The organism is Leptolyngbya sp. UWPOB_LEPTO1 (assembly GCF_017302695.1).
GTDB classification, from domain to species: domain Bacteria; phylum Cyanobacteriota; class Cyanobacteriia; order Leptolyngbyales; family Leptolyngbyaceae; genus Leptolyngbya; species Leptolyngbya boryana.
In genome coordinates this window covers 20,118-37,883 of sequence record NZ_JAFLCJ010000022.1, presented here as the reverse complement: position 1 = coordinate 37,883, position 17,766 = coordinate 20,118, and the positions used below count along the sequence as shown (strand labels likewise).

The 17,766-nt window shown below is 48.0% G+C and carries 18 protein-coding genes; 5 read left to right on the top strand and 13 right to left on the bottom strand.

What is annotated here, in order from left to right; translation table 11 throughout:
* The first annotated feature begins 74 nt into the window (after nt 1-74).
* Both J0L70_RS25450 and J0L70_RS25445 read left to right on the top strand, forming a co-directional pair.
* A complete protein-coding gene (locus J0L70_RS25450) occupies nt 75-1,079 on the top strand; it encodes a permease (RefSeq protein ID WP_017288394.1) in 1,005 nt (334 codons plus the stop codon).
* A 2-nt stretch (nt 1,080-1,081) separates the two neighbouring features.
* Complete coding sequence (locus J0L70_RS25445) at nt 1,082-1,846, top strand: TIGR03943 family putative permease subunit (protein WP_144056360.1); 765 nt, start codon at nt 1,082-1,084, stop codon at nt 1,844-1,846.
* Nucleotides 1,847-1,924: 78 nt separating this feature from the next.
* Here the strand turns inward: J0L70_RS25445 and J0L70_RS25440 are convergent, their stop codons facing one another.
* The 4 genes from J0L70_RS25440 to folD form a co-directional block, all read right to left on the bottom strand.
* A complete protein-coding gene (locus tag J0L70_RS25440; protein ID WP_190653158.1) occupies nt 1,925-2,488 on the bottom strand; it encodes a Uma2 family endonuclease in 564 nt (187 codons plus the stop codon).
* Between the two features lie 72 nt (nt 2,489-2,560).
* Nucleotides 2,561-3,061, bottom strand: a complete 501-nt coding sequence (locus J0L70_RS25435) for a divergent PAP2 family protein (RefSeq protein WP_017288399.1) — start codon at nt 3,059-3,061, stop codon at nt 2,561-2,563.
* A gap of 29 nt (nt 3,062-3,090) precedes the next feature.
* Nucleotides 3,091-4,014 (bottom strand): geranylgeranyl diphosphate synthase CrtE, encoded by a 924-nt coding sequence (gene crtE, locus J0L70_RS25430; protein WP_190653157.1) that lies wholly within the window; start codon nt 4,012-4,014, stop codon nt 3,091-3,093.
* A 48-nt stretch (nt 4,015-4,062) separates the two neighbouring features.
* Nucleotides 4,063-4,941, bottom strand: coding sequence for a bifunctional methylenetetrahydrofolate dehydrogenase/methenyltetrahydrofolate cyclohydrolase FolD (gene folD, locus J0L70_RS25425; RefSeq protein WP_190653156.1), 879 nt, complete (start codon nt 4,939-4,941; stop codon nt 4,063-4,065).
* Between the two features lie 266 nt (nt 4,942-5,207).
* On the opposite strand from folD, the gene J0L70_RS25420 reads away from it, so the two are divergent.
* Nucleotides 5,208-5,579 (top strand): hypothetical protein, encoded by a 372-nt coding sequence (locus tag J0L70_RS25420; protein WP_051077798.1) that lies wholly within the window; start codon nt 5,208-5,210, stop codon nt 5,577-5,579.
* Between the two features lie 44 nt (nt 5,580-5,623).
* Here the strand turns inward: J0L70_RS25420 and J0L70_RS25415 are convergent, their stop codons facing one another.
* The 4 genes from J0L70_RS25415 to J0L70_RS25400 all read right to left on the bottom strand — a co-directional run bounded on the left by J0L70_RS25415 (nt 5,624) and on the right by J0L70_RS25400 (nt 9,926).
* Nucleotides 5,624-6,223: a sulfite oxidase-like oxidoreductase gene (locus J0L70_RS25415; protein ID WP_017288403.1), complete on the bottom strand. Its 600-nt coding sequence runs from the start codon at nt 6,221-6,223 to the stop codon at nt 5,624-5,626.
* An 87-nt stretch (nt 6,224-6,310) separates the two neighbouring features.
* Nucleotides 6,311-6,484 (bottom strand): 50S ribosomal protein L32, encoded by a 174-nt coding sequence (locus J0L70_RS25410; protein WP_017288404.1) that lies wholly within the window; start codon nt 6,482-6,484, stop codon nt 6,311-6,313.
* Nucleotides 6,485-6,571: 87 nt separating this feature from the next.
* Complete coding sequence (locus J0L70_RS25405; protein ID WP_287456366.1) at nt 6,572-8,179, bottom strand: DUF3352 domain-containing protein; 1,608 nt, start codon at nt 8,177-8,179, stop codon at nt 6,572-6,574.
* A 121-nt stretch (nt 8,180-8,300) separates the two neighbouring features.
* Nucleotides 8,301-9,926 (bottom strand): DUF2079 domain-containing protein, encoded by a 1,626-nt coding sequence (locus tag J0L70_RS25400; RefSeq protein WP_017288406.1) that lies wholly within the window; start codon nt 9,924-9,926, stop codon nt 8,301-8,303.
* 101 nt (nt 9,927-10,027) lie between these two features.
* Here J0L70_RS25400 and J0L70_RS25395 point away from each other — a divergent pair, with 101 nt between their 5' ends.
* Complete coding sequence (locus J0L70_RS25395) at nt 10,028-10,618, top strand: Uma2 family endonuclease (RefSeq protein WP_268242971.1); 591 nt, start codon at nt 10,028-10,030, stop codon at nt 10,616-10,618.
* Here the strand turns inward: J0L70_RS25395 and J0L70_RS25390 are convergent.
* The 3 genes from J0L70_RS25390 to pyrR all read right to left on the bottom strand — a co-directional run bounded on the left by J0L70_RS25390 (nt 10,605) and on the right by pyrR (nt 13,864).
* Nucleotides 10,605-12,098 (bottom strand): NupC/NupG family nucleoside CNT transporter, encoded by a 1,494-nt coding sequence (locus tag J0L70_RS25390; RefSeq protein WP_287456365.1) that lies wholly within the window; start codon nt 12,096-12,098, stop codon nt 10,605-10,607. The two genes, J0L70_RS25395 and J0L70_RS25390, sit on opposite strands and share 14 nt — an antisense overlap.
* A gap of 192 nt (nt 12,099-12,290) precedes the next feature.
* A complete protein-coding gene (fni, locus tag J0L70_RS25385; RefSeq protein WP_268242972.1) occupies nt 12,291-13,325 on the bottom strand; it encodes a type 2 isopentenyl-diphosphate Delta-isomerase in 1,035 nt (344 codons plus the stop codon).
* 2 nt (nt 13,326-13,327) lie between these two features.
* Nucleotides 13,328-13,864, bottom strand: a complete 537-nt coding sequence (gene pyrR / locus J0L70_RS25380; RefSeq protein ID WP_017288410.1) for a bifunctional pyr operon transcriptional regulator/uracil phosphoribosyltransferase PyrR — start codon at nt 13,862-13,864, stop codon at nt 13,328-13,330.
* Nucleotides 13,865-14,107: 243 nt separating this feature from the next.
* On the opposite strand from pyrR, the gene J0L70_RS25375 reads away from it, so the two are divergent.
* Nucleotides 14,108-15,538 (top strand): coiled-coil domain-containing protein, encoded by a 1,431-nt coding sequence (locus tag J0L70_RS25375; protein ID WP_287456364.1) that lies wholly within the window; start codon nt 14,108-14,110, stop codon nt 15,536-15,538.
* A gap of 157 nt (nt 15,539-15,695) precedes the next feature.
* Here the strand turns inward: J0L70_RS25375 and J0L70_RS25370 are convergent, their stop codons facing one another.
* Nucleotides 15,696-16,487 (bottom strand): WecB/TagA/CpsF family glycosyltransferase, encoded by a 792-nt coding sequence (locus tag J0L70_RS25370; RefSeq protein WP_287456363.1) that lies wholly within the window; start codon nt 16,485-16,487, stop codon nt 15,696-15,698.
* 37 nt (nt 16,488-16,524) lie between these two features.
* Nucleotides 16,525-17,628: a glutamate 5-kinase gene (proB, locus tag J0L70_RS25365; protein WP_287456362.1), complete on the bottom strand. Its 1,104-nt coding sequence runs from the start codon at nt 17,626-17,628 to the stop codon at nt 16,525-16,527.
* Nucleotides 17,629-17,766 lie beyond the last annotated feature (138 nt).

Below are 17,766 nucleotides of genomic sequence, written 5' to 3'. Positions count from 1 at the left end.
TCTATCCGTTTACTTTCATCGCTTTCCGGTTCCCTGCTATGATCCCCTCTAATCTCCTCACAAGTCCTGACTGAATGGCTCAAATCAACAGTGCATTCACGCTCTTTATGAGTTTGATGGTCGAGGCAATGCCCTTTTTGCTACTTGGGGTGCTGTTCTCTGGCTTGCTGCAATTTTTTATCGATGAGCGAAAGCTTGTGGCGATTTTACCCAAAAACGCTTTTCTGGGTGCATTTGTCGGTAGCTGTATTGGATTTCTCTTTCCGGTCTGTGAATGCGGTAATGTGCCTGTGGCTCGACGGCTTTTGTTACAAGGTGCGCCGACTTCGGTCGCGATCGGGTTTCTCTTAGCCGCGCCGACGATTAATCCGATCGTATTTTGGGCAACTTGGACAGCTTTTCGTGATCAGCCCGAAGTCGTTTTCTTTCGTATCCTATTTTCGCTGATTATTGCGACCGTAATCGGCTGGGTTTTTAGTGTGCAAAAAGATGTCCGCCCTTTGCTGCAGTCGGGTGTTGCTGCTTACATGAATCGCAAGTTAGAAGCCTCGTCTTCAGCGTCGCCATTATTACAATCTGGCACTTATTTCCTAGGACAGTCGAATAAGCCTCTGATCACTGACCCGCTCGAATATCAAGCGATGCTCAGTAACAAAACCGAGAAACCTGCAAATTATCGGTTTCACCTGTTGCTCGATAACACGATTCAAGAGATGCGCGAGTTGGGTGGAGTCTTGGTTTTAGGTAGTGCGATCGCGGCAATTCTCCAAGTCTTCGTCCCGAGGGACTTTATTCTGGGATTGGGTCAAGATAATGTGACTTCTATTCTCGCAATGTTGCTGCTGGCAGCAGTGGTTTCGATTTGCTCGACTGTGGACTCGTTTTTTGCGTTGTCATTTGCTTCGACCTTTACCACAGGTTCACTGGTCGCTTTTCTGGTATTTGGTCCGATGATCGATCTCAAAGGTGTGGGATTGATGCTATCGGTATTTAAGCCGAGGGCAATTCTGTATATCTTTGGATTGGCGGGTCTGTTGACGTTTCTGTTCTGTTTATTTGTGAATTTGTATATCAGCTAATGATGTCTAGAATTCCTTGGCGAGTGTTGACTCCGTGGTTAAATTTGATGGCGATCGCGGCTTGGGGATTTGCCATTCTCAAGTTTTGGCTGACGGAACAGTTATTTCTGCTGATTCATCCGAATTACAATATTTTGACGATTTCGGCTGGATTTGGCCTGCTGTTCGTTGCTGGGATAAAAGGCTTTTACCTTTGGCGAGCACGGCGAGAACCGCAACTTGTGCAACCTGATCTGCCTCATGCGACGTTCTTTCCGCCTGCATTCAGCAGTGCACTGCTGTTAATCGTTGCGATCGCAGGATTGGTGATTACGCCTCGTCCGTTTGCCAGTCAGACGGCAATCGATCGCGGCGTCAATGATTCGATTACGCTAACTCGTGTCAGACCTCAAACCTTTCAAGCTTCAGCCCGAACAGAAGATAAGAGTTTGATTGATTGGATTCGCACGCTTCAGGTGTATCCCGAACCGGATGCTTATACCGGACAAAAAGCGAAATTGCAGGGCTTTGTGGTGACGACTCCAGAACTTTCAGAGCAGTATTTCTTACTGACTCGTTTTGTCATTACTTGCTGTGCAGCAGATGTGTATCCCGTGAGATTGCCTGTGAAATTAACCAGCGGCAAGAATTCAGATTACAAAGTCGATTCTTGGCTCGAAGTCGAAGGGCAGATGATCACAGAAACGATCGCAGATAAGCGCCAACTCGTCGTTCAAGCCAGTTCGATCAAACCGATTCCCGAACCGAAGAATCCCTACGATTATTAAAGAGTTCTTCTCAAGATCGGGAGACGTTCCTAGTCTTGAGAAGAACCCTTGAGTCGTGACGATTTCTCGCAGCGATGCTTAGCGAAAGAACTCAGTAACCGCACAACTAAAATTCGGGAGAATTCTAGAGGTCAATGTATCTTGAGCAAACAATGTTGCGGACAGTTTCAACAGTGCATCTTGGCGATCGTAAACTTCGAGTTGCTGAAGTCGCCAGTCTAGAATCCAATATTCTTGAACTCCTCGTTCTGCATAGAGCTTGAGTTTTGTTTCTCTGTCTCGCCGCTCATTCTGTGTTCCCGGCGAGAGGACTTCAATAATTAATTCTGGCGCGATCGTGAAATGCCCTTCTTCGTCAACTCCTGCGGCTAATCGCTCATGAGACATCCAGATGACATCGGGAATTACATTGTCTGCATCGTCGAAAATAATGCCTGGAGTTGGAACCGTTTGACCAAGTTGGGATGAAATTGACCAAAGATTGAGGATTTGGTAAGCCTGCCCGATCGCTTTTTGATGTTTCCAATGAGGCGCACGAGTCATCAACAAATGTCCATCAATAATTTCATAGCGACTGCTGCTATCCGGCAGAAGCTTGAGATCTTCAGTTGTCCAACGAACTCGATCAGAAGCTTGAGTCATGGGAAGAATTGGAAGATAGATCTTGCTTTGATAGTAAAGGATTTTTGATGATCGATCTCGAGCTTTAATCCTCTAATGCACCCCTGCAATTTGAGCAAACACCGATCGCCAACTTCCTCCTAACCACCATTCGCCAATCACACACACGACGACTCCGAGCAGTGATCCCGCAATCACTTGCACAGGCGTATGTCCAAGCAATTCTTTCAGGCGGTCTTCATTGAAATGATGATCGCCTGTAAAAAATTCATCCATGATTTGATTGAGGATTTTCGCCTGTTTTCCAGCCGCCTGTCTCACACCCTGCGAATCGTACATGACCACAAATGCCACGATCGTTGCGATCGCAAATTGCGTACTACTCCAGCCATCGACCATGCCCACACCCGTTGCCAACGCTGTAACTAAAGCCGAATGCGAACTGGGCATTCCACCGGTTTCGACTAACACCCGAAAATTGACTTTGTGATTGACAATCAGTTCGATCACGAGCTTAGTGGCTTGAGCAATCAAACAGGCAACGAGCGCTAAGAGCAGCACTTCGTTATCCAAAATTCCAGCAAAGTCCTGCATACGGTGGGGGGATAGAGGGATAGGTAGAGTTAGTTTTTGCGGGCAGTGATGTAATCAGCGATCGCCATAAGTGGCAGCGCTTGTTCACCAAATCCAGCGACCTCAGCTTTCGCCTGCTCAATGAGTTGTTGAGCCTGACGTTTCGATTCTTCCATGCCTAAGAGGCGGGGGTAAGTCGCTTTCTCAACATTCGCATCTTTGCCGATGCTCTTACCCAATTCTTCTTGAGTCGAAGTGATATCGAGTAAGTCATCAACAATCTGGAACGCTAATCCGATCGCTTGAGAGTAACGGCTAAGACGTTGCAGATCAGACTCCGACCCGCCTGCCAAAATACCGCCACTGACGACGGAGGCTTCAAGCAATGCCGCCGTCTTGTGCGTGTGAATAAAGTTCAGTGTATCAAGGGTAATGTCTTTTACGCCTTCGCATTCGAGATCGACCACTTGACCGCCAACGAGTCCAGCCGCACCCGCCGCACGACCCAGGCGAGAAATCACTTTTAATAAGCGATCGGCGCTGACATTGCGAGTTTCTTCCACAATGTGCTCAAAGGCATAGGCAAGTAATCCGTCACCCGCTAGAATCGCAACCGCTTCTCCATAAAATTTGTGATTGGTGAGTTTGCCGCGACGGTAATCGTCGTTGTCCATCGCAGGCAAATCGTCGTGAATCAGCGACATCGTGTGGATCATCTCCAGCGCGCAGGCAGTCGGAATAGACATCTCTGGTGTGCCATTAAACAGATCACAGGCAGCGAGACAGAGGACAGGACGCAGCCGTTTTCCCCCTGCGAAGAGGGAATAGCGCATCGCTTCATAAATCTTATCGGGATAGACGACGGGAAAGGCTCGATCGAGAGCAGCTTCAACTAGTTGCTGTTTTACTGATAAATAGCCCTTTAAATCGAATTGCGCTGCTTGATTCGATTGAGTTGTCCCGGTCGCGACCATTCCCGTATCCTCCTAAGCCTAAATTCGTGATGTCAATTTGAAGTTGCTTTATTTTTGGAAGCGCTGTTGATAGCTCCATACTGTATTGTGCAACAACATGGTGACAGTCATCGCACCTACTCCACCTGGAACAGGAGTAAGATATTCCGCCACGGATTGTACCGCATTAAAGTCTACATCTCCGACAAGTCGGCTTTTTCCTGTGGTTTCATCAGTGATGCGGTTGATCCCGACATCCACGACGATCGCGCCCGGTTTGACCATGTCTGCGGTGATTAAGTTGGGACGACCGACTGCGGCAACGAGAATGTCAGCGCTGCGAGTGACTTCTGCGAGGTTCGGAGTGCGAGAATGCGCGATCGTGACAGTAGCATTGGCATCGAGTAGCATCAATGCGATCGGTTTGCCTACGAGAATGCTGCGCCCGACGACAACTGCTGTTTTGCCTGCGGGATCAAGGTTATATTCTTCTAAAAGTCGCATGACTCCATAAGGCGTGCAACTTCTCAATCCTGGCTCTGTTCTCACCAACCGCCCTAAATTCATCGGATGCAAGCCATCAGCATCTTTGTCTGGATGAATTTGGTTGAGCAGGGCGACGCTATCGAGATGATCGGGAAGTGGAAGTTGAACAAGAATGCCATCTACTCGATCATCCGCATTGAGTTGTGCGATCGTCTCTGCAACTTCGGCTTGAGTTGCGTCGTTGGGAAAATGTTTGCCAAATGAAGCGATCCCAACTGCGGCGCAGGCTTTTTCTTTGTTACGAACGTAGGCGGCACTGGCGGGATTATCGCCGACCATCAGCACGGCTAAACCGGGAGGACGACCATATTGGGGAGTCAAAGACTGAACTTGTGTAGCGAGTTCAGTCTGCATTTTTTGAGCAAGGGCTTTTCCGTCGAGGAGTTGCGCGATCGAAGACATACGTGAAGACGTGAAAAAAGTTGACTAAAAACTAAAAAGATCGGACAAAATGTGAGACGTAACATCTCAGGTTGATGAAGGTTTGATTTGAACTTCCCGATGATGAGGAAGCTTTTTGCATTGGATAGATAGTGACTTTCATTAGTTTCGCAGATTCACGCATTCTTGGGTGAATTGAGTTTTTGCGGGGAAGGTTGCTCTTGAAGTGAAATGACGAGTCGGTAGGGTGCTATCGCGTAGTTTTCTCAGGAAAGGGCGGGTGACTTATGGGTTTCTCACGGATTGGAGTTGTGCTGTTGTGTGTGAGTGCAATCGGGTGTACGACTTCGCCAGATTTGCCGTCTACGTCAAATAACGTGTTATCGGTGCTTGAGCCTGGAGAGCAGGTAAAAGCGAATCAGGTGAGTCAGAAACGCGATCGCGTGGTGCAAGTACAGGGTCAAATTAAGGCGCAGGCTCCGCTCATGGGCGGACAGCGAGCGTATGAGGTGCAGGATGAGACGGGCAGTGTTTGGGTGGTGAGCGATCGAACTGTGCCTGCAACCGGAAGCCGGGTGAGTGTGCAAGGTAGGGTGAAGTTTCAGAAGATCGAGATTGGGGGGAAGGATCAGAGTTCGGTTTATATTGAGCAGCAGTAGAGAGGGTGGGGAGTCTACTCCCTACTCTCCACTCCTCACGTTCATCAAAACCTGCCACTATACCGTTCCTCTTTCCAGGGATCGCCCCGATGGTGATACCCATTGCGTTCCCAGAATCCGAGATCTTCTTTCGGAAGAAACTCTAGACCATTAATCCATTTAGCGCTTTTCCAGGCATATAAATGGGGAACAACGGTACGCATCGGGCCGCCATGATCTGCGGGTAAGGGTTCGCCAAATAAGGTGTGAGCGAAGAAATTTTCTTCGCGGACGAAATCATCGATCGAAATATTTGTGGTGTAGCCTCCGTAGCAGTGTTCCATGATATGCACTGCTTTGGGATCAACCTCGATCGCATTCATAAAATCTGTGACTTTTACGCCAACCCACTTCACATCGAGTTTTGACCAAGTGGTGACACAGTGAAAATCTGCCGTAAATTCACTTTGCGGCAGTGCCATAAAATCATCCCAAGAAAAAGTCTTTTCTTTTGCCAATCCCCAGACTCGAAACTGCCAGTCTGCACGATCGACAATTGGGGTCTCTCCATAAGTCAAGACGGGAAATCCTGAAGCGAGTCTTTGACCTGGAGGAACGCGATCGCCATGTTCGCTGCCTGGTTTTTTGAAATACTTACCTATCATGATTCTGACTCCTAATCATTACCCTAAATCATAGGATCAGAATCAGAAATGCGTGACTCTTCATTGCGTCGGAATCACGCATTCTCGTTATTCTTCGTCAGTTTCTTCGTCAGTTGGATAGACGAAGCCTTTCGCACGTCCGGTCAAAATTGACTTGCCGAGGGACAAAGCGCGTTGTGCTTGCAGGTTTGCTTTACGTTTCCAGGTTGCTTTGCGCTGGTCACGCTTTGCACTTGAGGTTTTCTTCTTAGGTTGTGCCATGATCGGCTCGGAGTTTAAACAGCCTTCCTATTCTACGGCAGGATCGCAATTTCCGGAGTCGATCGACTCCAGAAATTTGCATCCACTCTATTTCGCTGGTTTCAATGCCAGGACGGCTTCAACTTGGCTGGTGGTTCGGTCAATTTGGCTAGTCGTACTGCCGATGCTGCGCACGGACTCCAAGACGGCGCGGGCTTCCGGGTCGAGTTGGGCGGCTTGGGTTCCCTGAGTGAACTTAGTCATCAAGGCGGTCATTTTCTCGACATCCATGTAGAAATAACCCGTATTCTGCTTTGGCAAAGCCGCCATCACGCTTTTGAAGCCATCGCTGCTTTCGAGTGCCGGATTCGCTTGGCTTGAGAAAGAAGAAACGAGCGGTTCACCCGTGGCAATAAATAGCGTATCGTCGTTGATCCAGCCATGTCCTAACAGCGCACCTTGAGGAGTTTGCCACTCGGTGACTTTTTTGCCATTTACATCGCGTTGCGCGATCGACAAAGATTGGTTTTTCGCCAAAGTATCCAATTTACCTAAAGTCGATTCGGCAGTTTTGCGATCGCTGGTTTGAAATACAAGGGCTTGACCAAATCCCAAATCCGCCATCATGCCTTGGTTCATCGGCATCAGTCCGATCGCGAAGTCGCCGGTCATCCAACCAAAAATGTCTTTGTCGAGGTCAAGCCCGATCATCTGACTGCTGCCTCGCATCAAATCGACGATTCTTTTAGCCTCCTCATTGTTTTGTGACTGCTCGGTCACTTGATTCCAGTAAGAATTGAGATTCGAGCCAGAGATTAAAGCAAACGTGTCAGCGGGGAAAAGAGCCGCGGCTTTTCCTGCCGAAGGTTTGAAGTCGATCGCGATTTTGGGATCAACTTTGACTTCTCCTTTGAAGCGCAATCCGACATCGGCGATGCTGAGTGTGCCTGTTACCGATTGCAGACTTTTTAGAGATTCGATCGCTGTCGCATCCATTTTGGGATCAGCGCTCATTGCTTTCGCGATCGCAGGAATAGGCATATAAACGCGAGCAATCACTGCTTCTCCAGCGTCTGGTTGAGCGAGTTGCGTTGCCGTTTCGGGATTGGTTGCGAAAGAGGGGTTGCCTTTGGTTGCCTCGATTGATTGCTCAATGCCAGCGCGATTGCTTGCGATGACAAGGTAAGCGTCGTTGAGAACAGCGGTGTAGTAAGGTGTTTTACTCTTCTCCGGCAAGGTTTCAAAGATTTTGACTCCTTGATATTCGGTTTCGGTGGTTTTGGCTTTGGAGTCGCTCTTCACTTTGTTGGCGAAACTCAAGGCACTCATTTTGTCTTTGATGCCGATCGCGGCAACGACTTCGGCGTCTTCTTGCTTGCTGCTGGGCATGACGGCAATCATCATGTTGCCCATCCAAGGTTTGATATCCTTGTCGAAATCAAGCTTGGCATCGCTCATCATGTCTTGCTGCATTTTTTGCAGGTTTTGTTCGATCGCTTTTTGAGCGGCTGGCGTGCCAAACTTTTTCAGCTTTTCCCAAGTCTTCTCATCAGTTGAAACGAAGGTCGCCATATACGCTTCATCGGGAAGCACTTTGGCGATCGCTAAAGGTGTGGTTTTATCAGAAGATGTGCGATTGAGAAAAAAGAAGCCTGCAGCACCCCCCACGAGAGCGACTACAGCCAGACCAGGTAGAATGAGCTTTTTTAAAGCCATGAGCGTTCCTCAAAATTGTTATCGCTACGGTGAACTTCACCTCAGTTTGGGATGAATCCGGGCGGGCAAAATGATGTCGAGGTGAATCCTTTTAGAATTCCCGCTCACCGAAGCAATCAACTTATTTCAGACTGGCGGCAAGTTTCTGCCACTCTGCGAGCATGGCTGGATTAGAAGGTTGACCCTTTGCGATCATCACAACGCCGTCTTCGACTTGCAATACGCCATATTGTTTTTCATTCACGAGTTTTTCAAGCAGCGGCAGCGTTTTCGTGAGGTAGAACTGGCTGTCTTTGAAGGCTTTGCTGTATTCTTTGAGCTGCCACAAATCCGCGATCGCGTATTCGAGTTGAACTTTCTGATTGCGATCGTCATAAATTTCGATCAGGGGTAATCGCACGATCGCGCGTCGAGTCGAAAGCTGTGGAATTAAGTGCGTTGTCGTCGTCACGCTGGCATCTTTTGGAACATTGCGAATCACGTTGTAAATATGACCTGCATGTTCCCATTGGCGGGTTAGGGGAACAAACACCCAAGGACGAAACGAATCGGGAATCATGAACGAAAAAGTTCGATGGGGATTGCCGCTCAGCATGAACAGTACAGACAGAATCATGGCAACTTTCCACCAGCGGCGAAACTTGGGTGTGAATTTCTGAGGATTGCGTGACCACCAGAGAATTGCACCGTAAAACACACCTGGAACGACTGCAACTGCGTAGCGAATGTTGACTGCTAAAGCAGTCACCCCAGATTGTGCAAACAGTGAGATCAAAGGAAAGCCTGAGACTGTCCAAGCGGCTCCTGAGACAGCAGGAACAAATGCTAATGAGAGCCATTGACTTGCCAGATAGTTAATTCGGCGATCGACCGGGGTGAATAAACTTTCTGCAAGTTCAGCGGGATGTGTGATCATTCCCCACAGAACTTGTAATGTTGTTGGATTGTCGCTATTTACAAACTGCCTGAAGCGAGCCGCTAAATAGAGTCGAGAGACATCAGTTGAAAATCTCGGCTGTACAAAGTTAGTGACAAAAGCAACATAGCTAAAACTGAGAATGCAGAGTGCTAAACCAATCCAGGGATGCCGACGACTCAGCAGGAGATACACCCCAATCCCGAAGAGAATAATGCCTGCTTCTTCGCGAACGCCTAAGACTAGAACAACACAGATCCAGAACCAGACCCATTGCTTTTTTTCTAATGCGAGTAATGTCCCAAAGGCAAACAGTGGAATTTGACAGTGTTCGTAGAAGTTTGCGATCGTAGAACCTGCAACTGCGATCGCGCTGTAGTAACTTGCAGTAATCCAAACAGATAGCTGCGGTGCAAGGTAATGTCGTGCCAACGCATAAAGCATTAAGCCACCCACAGTCATTAAAGCAACTTGCAAAAAGCTCAAGGTCAGAGGGTGAGGAAAGAGCGCATATAAGGGCAACCAGAGTAGAAAATCTAAAACAAGATGCTGTCCTAAATGGACAAAAGATACGGTTGGAGTAACGCCATCTTGAATCGTAGCAACGGAATTTCCAGAGGTGAGTGAACTCTCAAACCAACGCCCGTGCAGGTTATTCCAGAAGACTTGGTTGAAAAGTCCTTGGTCGTAAGAGGTATAGAACGTGAAATAGCGATTGATTGAGATGATCAATGTGATGGTAAAAAAGACGATCGCACAATACCAGGCACGACGCAAGCCAACTTGATCTTGACTGGGCACGATCGCTTTTAATGCTGTAGAGAAGTTCATCACGTTCAAACACACTTGAGATCAGGAAAAACTATAGCATTCCGAAGTCTCAAACACCTTTTGATATAATCAACGCACGGTCTGATAAGAGGCAGCAGAACATGACTCAGGCGAAACTGCGATTCTCTAGCTTTGAGGAATATTTTGCAGCGGGCGATGATCTCGAACTCGAAGGACGCTACGAATTGATCGATGGAGAACTCGTCCAAGTGCCACCCGAATCAGAAGAGAATAACTTCTTCGCTTTGAATTTGCGAGATTTATTCGCTGCGCTCCTCCCTCGTCGATGGGTTCGCATTCATCAGTGTGAGATTCAAGTCCCTGTTTTAGAAAAAAAGGATGCTGCAAATCGGTATCCGGATGTTGTCATTTTGCGTCCAGAACATATTGCGCTTACGAAAACTCGGTTAACGATAAAAGCAGATATGCCACCTCCACAGTTAGTCGCAGAAGTGATCAGTCCGGGAAGTCAAAACCGCGATCGAGATTTCAACAGAAAACGCGCCCAGTATGCTGAGCGCGGAATTCCTGAATATTGGATTCTTGATCCTCAAACTCGTTCGATTACGGTTCTAGAATTGCGCGATCGCGACTACGTTACGTTCGGCGTTTTTGCAAATCATGAACTCATTGTCTCTCCCACTTTTCCCAGTCTCGACTTTACTGCTGCTCAAGTTTTTAGCGAGGAGTAGAACTCGGTTGTGGCGATTTTGTAGGTTTCGGAGAAACTTTCACCGACTGTGGAGTTGCCGGAACTGGCAAAACGCTTGGCTGTGGACTAGGGGCGACAATCGGTTCTTTCTCGCCTAGAATGCCCGCGCCTCCCGTGTCAAATACACCTGCGACACAGGCAATCATCATTGTGGCTAATGTGCCGACAAATAGTGCCTTCCAGCCCAATTCAGAAATGTCTTTGCGGCGAGAAGGAATGAGAGCGATTGTTCCACCCACAAAAATGCCCACGGATGCTAAGTGAGCAAATCCTGAGAGCGCATAGCTGACAATTAGAACAGCTCGATCGCTGAGCGGATTTTCGGGTCTAGCTGCTGCTGCTGCTAATGCTTGATAAGGCGGAATGGCGGTTTCGAGTAAACGCCGACCAATGATTACCGAAGATTCCCAAAGCTCATTCCACTCCAATGAAACCCCAGTCAGGAGCGTAAACGGCAAGAAGATCACCCCTGCAATATTTGCCAGTGTCACGACTTGGAAAGTACTGCCAATTGGACCCGGTATCGTGGCTAATCCAGCAAAGATTTGATTGATCAATGAGACTAAACCCAGAATCAAGATCAACACAGCCGCGATCGACACCGCCATTTTTACCCCATCCAATGAGCCGATGATCGCTGCATCTAAAGGGCTAGCTTTCTCGATCGGTTCAGCTAGAGCGACCTCTTCGAGCATTTCTCCGTCTTCTGCCAACCATTTCTTCTCTTCTTTGGGAATTCCACCCATCGTCAAAGGCTTTTCAGTTTCTGGCACCAGAATCTTTGACAGTACAAAGCAAGCTGGAATCGCAATAATCGAGGCAGAAACCAAGTGCCCCAAAATATTGGGAAACACAGGACGTAAGAAACTGACATAGATGGCTAAGGTTGAGGAAGCAGCCGTCCCAAAGCAGCACGCCAAAATGGCACAGAGTTCACTGCGGGTCATTTTGGGTAAGTAAGGCTTAACGACGATCGCGGCTTCAATTCCAACAAAAATGTTGGCTGCTCCACTGAGTGATTCTGCTCCACTCAACCGCATGGTGAGATAGAACACTTTCGCGAATGCGTTGGTGACGATTTGAATGACACCTAGATTTTGCAGGAGTGCCATTAAGCCTGAGAAAAAGATCACAGTCGGCAAAGCCCGAAAGGCAAAAATATATCCCAAATTTACGTCGGGTGGAGATCCAGGAGCAGGAACGATGTTGCGCCCAAAGACAAAACGCGCCCCCGTGTCTGCCGCAGTAAAGACGCTATCGAGCAAATTGCTGAAAATCTGAAGCGCATCACGGGTTCCTGGCACGATAAAGACGAATGCACCCAAAACCAATTGCAGTAAGATTCCAGTCGCAACGACTCTCCAGGGAAACACTTTAAGACTGCGATTTTCCGAGAAGAGCCACGCAATGATGCATAAGCCGAAAATACCAAGAAAAGAGACGAGGTTGAGTAAGCTCATGGGTAGAGGCTGGGTAATAAATCGCACATTACAAGTGCCCCTAGAAAGATAGCTAAGATTTCTCAGTTCGGCGCAATTTTTTCCTTGGTTAGTAGGCAACTGAATAAGAAGTGGGGAGTGGGGGAGCAGTCTGGGTGTGGGTTCTCCATATTCTCCCGTTTTGCAAAATAAATGCAGTGACGACTCATTTTCTCAGCGCTTTTCCAATACGCCCGATCGCTTTAATTCGTTCAAATCTCGCGTTCCGGTACAAAAGAGTACCGTTGTAATTTCTGCTTCAAGGATTTCGACGAGCAGATGCAGCGCTGCTTCTGAGTCATTCGCTGCTTGTAAGAATGGTAGGGCTAAGCCGCCGAGATCTGCGCCGAGTGCGATCGTTTTTGCGACATCTAAACCATTTCGCAATCCGCCAGAGGCGATTAAGGGAATCGTGGGTGCGACTTGCCGAATTTGTGTAATGCAGTCGGCTGTCGGAATACCCCAATCGGCAAAGGTTAAGCCTAATCGTCGTTGGATTGGATCTTGAGCGCGACCGCTTTCGACTTTTGCCCAAGAGGTTCCTCCGGCTCCCGCGACATCGATCGCACTGACCCCGATTTGAATCAGTTTTTCTGCCATTTTTTGAGAAATCCCATTGCCGACTTCTTTGGCAATGACAGGCACAGGCAGCGCTTCACAAAGTTGAGCAATTTTGTCGAGCAAGCCGCGAAAATTCTGATCCCCACGGGTTTGCACCGCTTCTTGCAAAGGATTTAAATGCAAAATCAATGCATCGGCTTCTAGAAGATCGATCGCGCGTAAACACTGCTCGATTCCATAGGTATAGTTCAACTGCACTGCACCAAGATTCGCAAACAGCAAGGCATCTGGAGCGATCGAGCGAATTTTAAACGAATCTGCAACGGCTGGATTTTCGATCGCGACTCGCTGCGAACCGACTCCCATTGCCAGCCGATATTCTTGTGCGATCGCAGCAAGTCGGTAATTAATAGTCTTCGCTAAATCTGTGCCCCCGGTCATTGAGGAAATCAGAATCGGCGCACTCAGGCATTTATTGAAGAACCGAGTGCTGATATCAATTTCAGCGCGATCGAGTTCGGGCAAACAGCAGTGTGTAAAGTGATAATTTTCCAATCCCGTGGTTGCTTCACGACATTGCACATCATCTTCTAAGCAAACTTTGAGATGGTCTGCTTTGCGGTTTTGGGTTTCGATCGCTCCGTCCATTTTTATCCTTTGATAAGTTCAACACCGTCTCGTCCATCGATTTCTTGCAGATAGACTTTGACTTTTTCTTCTTTCGCCGTGGGTAGCTGTTTTCCAATGTAATCTGGGTGAATGGGGACTTCTCGATGTCCGCGATCGATTAATACGGCTAATCGAATGACTTCCGGTCGCCCATAGTCATTGACTGCATCTAATGCCGCGCGGATTGTGCGTCCTTTGTAAATCACATCGTCGATTAAAACAACCGTTTTACCCGTGAGATCGAAAGGAATATCCGTTTTTGCAGGGGTGCGAACACCGATTGTGTCGAGGTCATCTCGGTAAAAGGTAATGTCGATCGCGCCTAGGGGAACCTCAATTTTCTCTAAGATTTGAATTTGTTCGCACAGCGTTTTTGCCAAGGGAACACCGCGCGTATAGATTCCCAGTAAGACTAACTTGGACAAATCGCCCGATCGCTCTACAATCTCTGAGGCAAGGCGATTCACGGTTCGGCGCACTTCTTCAGTCGATAAAATTTCAATCTGTTCTAGAGGCATGAGCGATCGTCAAAAGGGATAGCCATAGTTTACATGACGAAAAATCAGCAATTACAATGCCTCAAGACATTGATTCTTTTCTCTAAAGGTTGATAAATTAAGCTGTGATGTGAGGGTGTGACAGAAATTTAGAAGAAAACGTTCAATTCTGATGAACTGTCGCTATAACTAAGTATCATTAAACGTCCTTGAACGTTAAACTCCTCTGCTGAGCTGAGCTGATTACGTCCTGCAGGTTATCCCATGAGTGAATCTGAAATTCCCAATTCTTCCGCTGATTCGATCGAAGCTCCTTCAACTCAGGAGTCGGGTTGGACAACTGTTAACTTTCCGAATGCGATCGACCTCGATAGCATTCCAGAAGCTGCACCTGAACCAACGCCTGAACCGACTCAAATTGGCATTCGGGTCAAGGATTTAGAGCAGCAAAATCAACGTCTGCGATCGCGGGCTGCGGAGTTGGAGTTTGCGTTGGGTGAAGCTCATGCCACCTTGCGCTCTGAGACGAAGCGCTTAGAAACTCAGTTGAGTACACAGCAAGCAGAGGCAGAACAGCGAGCGCTCAAAGAAGCTCAGCTTTCTCAGCAGCAAACGGTGATGATTGCCAAACAGCGTCAAGCCCTAGATGCGTCGCGCCAAAGATTGCAAGACCAAGAAGCACAGCTTGCAGAACAAGTTGAGGCGATCAATGCAGTTCAACTGGAAGTGAAGCAACTGGCTCAGAATTTGGATCAAGCGCATCAAGTGCATCAAAAACAGCAGATTTTAATCGAGACGTTGACCGCTCAGCTTGAAGCGAGTCAGGCTCAAGTTGCCCAGTTAGAGCGAGATTGTGCGTTAACCAAGCAGCAATATGATGAGCAAATCCAGCAATTGCGCCAATCTGAGGCAGCGTGTCGGGATTTGCGATCGCGCTTGCATCGCCAGCAGCAATACACGCTGCAATTCAAGGCTGCTTTAGAAAAATGCTTGGACGTGTCCGCAACTCAGAAGATTGAAGAGTCTGTGGATCAAGCGATTTCACAGAGTGAATGTCATGCTGAGCCAGTTGGTTTTGTCAAAGCGCAGCCAGTTCAACCTTGGTCTACGACGCTCGATAGTACGACAAGCTGGAACGAACCTGAACTGACTCCAGCCGCTTGGGCGACTGCACCAGATGATGACATTTTGTTTGAGCCAGAAATTTCAGATGAGATCGCACCAGAAGTTGAGCCAGCGTCTCTTGATGTAGATGTAGATGACACTGAGGTTGAGCTTCCTGAACCGATTGTGATTAGCCCACCGCTGAGCTATACGATTAAGCGATCGACGGAAGAAGTCCCGTCTGTTCATCACGATATTCATCTGTTTGAGCCGACTGCGGTGCAAACAGAACCTGAGAATTTTGTAGTCAGTGAACCTGCGATCGACATTGATTCGATGCCTGCCATTGAGCCAGTCGAGGAAGTCGCAGCAAGTCCGACTCTCGCTTTGCCACCTACAATTGAGCCAACTGTTCCGGCTGCTTCTCCGTTTATCACATTAGGTGTGAATGATCGAATTCGACGGGATGAACCGGATGAGGATCTGCCACCTGTGGGAGAAAGCCCTTCGCCTGTCGTGTATCCTCAGCGATCGCAAAAGAAACTCGACTCTTTAGCAGCAGTTGAACTGCCAACTTTCCCGAAAAAATAGGATTTAGATCTCAACAATTATGCCTTGCAGTAGCTCTCCAACTTGGAAAAGTGCTGCGAGGTTTTGTTATGAGTAGTTCAGCGCCAGCAATCGGATAGGGAGATAGGGAGCAATCTGAGTTTGGGTTCTCCTCATTTCCCCATCTCCTTACTCCGGCTTAAAGCTCACTCACCGGATTTTGCTTCGTCAAGCGATAAACGATCGCTCTCGCTGCAAACTTCGGTAAAGCCATCATTCGTTTCCATCGCCAAGGTTCCTGATACAGCCGATACAACCATTCCAAATGGTTATCACAGAACCACTGAGGCGCGCGCTCTTTCGTTCCTGCCCACACGTCAAAACTCCCTCCTACCCCAATCCAGACCGAATTTGGGCAAATGTGGCGATGTTGGGAAATCCATAGCTCCTGACGGGGCACACCTAACCCGACATAAATTAAGCGCGGTTGTAGCATTTTCAAGCGATCGAGAAATTCCCGCTCATCTTCCGGCTTTAAATAGCCATTCTGCGTTCCTACGATCGAGATTTCGGGTACTTTTTTTTGCCAATGTTCTGCTGCAGTATCAGCTACTCCCGGTGCGCCCCCAAAAAAGAAAATTGACCAGGGTTCGCCAAACTGAGTCGATCGCTCAAGCAACGTCTGTGCAAGTTCAATCCCTGGCATTCGCTGCACCCGCTTGCCATGAATTCGCATGTAGAAGACAATCCCCGAACCATCTGGAATGACTAATTCTGCTTGATGAATAATATGTGCAAGTACTGGAGTCTCCTCTGCTTGCATTGTCATTTCTGCATTCAGTGTGATCACATGGCATCCCAAACCCTGTTCCAAACGATGCATAATCCAGCGTGGATAATCCTGAACAAGGTGCATCGGTAAGCCTAAAACCGAGACAGACTGCAAGATATCCGATGAATAGGGAATGTTCGACACGCGATCCTCACACATAGGTGTTCAGGGACAAAATTGTACCAGGAATTGTGCCTTACGACAGGACTAAATTATCGCGATGCACAATCGTTTCTTCCCCGGCATAGCCTAGAATTTCAGGAATTTCATCGGATTGACGTCCGCGAATTTTTTCGAGTTCGTCATGACTGTAATTGACAATCCCTCTCGCAATTTCTTGCCCAGTCCGATCGCACAATTTCACTGCCTCCTGACTTTCAAATGCTCCTTCAATCTGCACAATTCCGGCAGCTAATAGCGATCGACCACTGCTACGAATCGCTCTAACAGCACCCTCATCTAAGTAAATTTGCCCCGTCGGCACCAATCCATGAGCAATCCAACGCTGACGCGCATTAAACGGGCGAGGCTGAGGTTCAAACTGCGTTCCAATGAACTCACCTGCTAGAATCTTGCTCAAATTCTGAGGTGTGCGACCTTGAGTAATTACCGTTCTCACGCCTGCCCCAGTTGCAATTCGAGCCGCTTGGATCTTCGTCACCATGCCCCCTGTGCCCCATTGCGTTCCAGAGCTTCCAGTTTGGACTTCTGCGAGTTCATCGAGATTTTTGACGATCGTAATCGGTTGAGCATTGGGGTTACTACGCGGATCAGCAGAATACAAGCGATCGACATCAGTTAATAAAAACAACCAATCTGCATCGACCACACTGGCAACTAGAGCCGACAATGTATCGTTATCTCCAAACTTCAATTCATCGACGGACACGGTATCGTTTTCATTAACGATCGGAATGACATCCAGCTTTAGCAGTTCCTGGAAGGTATGCAACACATTGATATAGCGATTGCGTTGAATCAAATCGCCGCGAGTCAGCAACACTTGAGCGATCGGTTGCTGTAATGCAGTGAAAAAATCATCATAAATTCGCATCAATCGCCCTTGCCCAACTGCTGCAATGGCTTGTTTTTTTGCCATCGATTTCGGACGTTCGACCAAACCCAGCCGCGCACAACCTACTCCTACGGCACCAGATGAGACTAAAACCACTTGATTTCCTTGAGCGCGGAGTTGGCTGAGCACTTCGACCAAAGACGCGATCGTAGATAGTGCTAACATCCCCGAATCCGGAGTGGTTAGACTCGACGTTCCAATTTTCACCACGATCGTTTGAGACATGAGCGCGAAAGACCTAAAACCGCTCAAATATCCTATCAAACGGTTTCACCGATTAAGATGTGACAAAATATTTCACAATTCTGGAAAATACGTAGGATCTTCTAAAGAATAAAGGGCAAACATGCCTACAATTTAGAC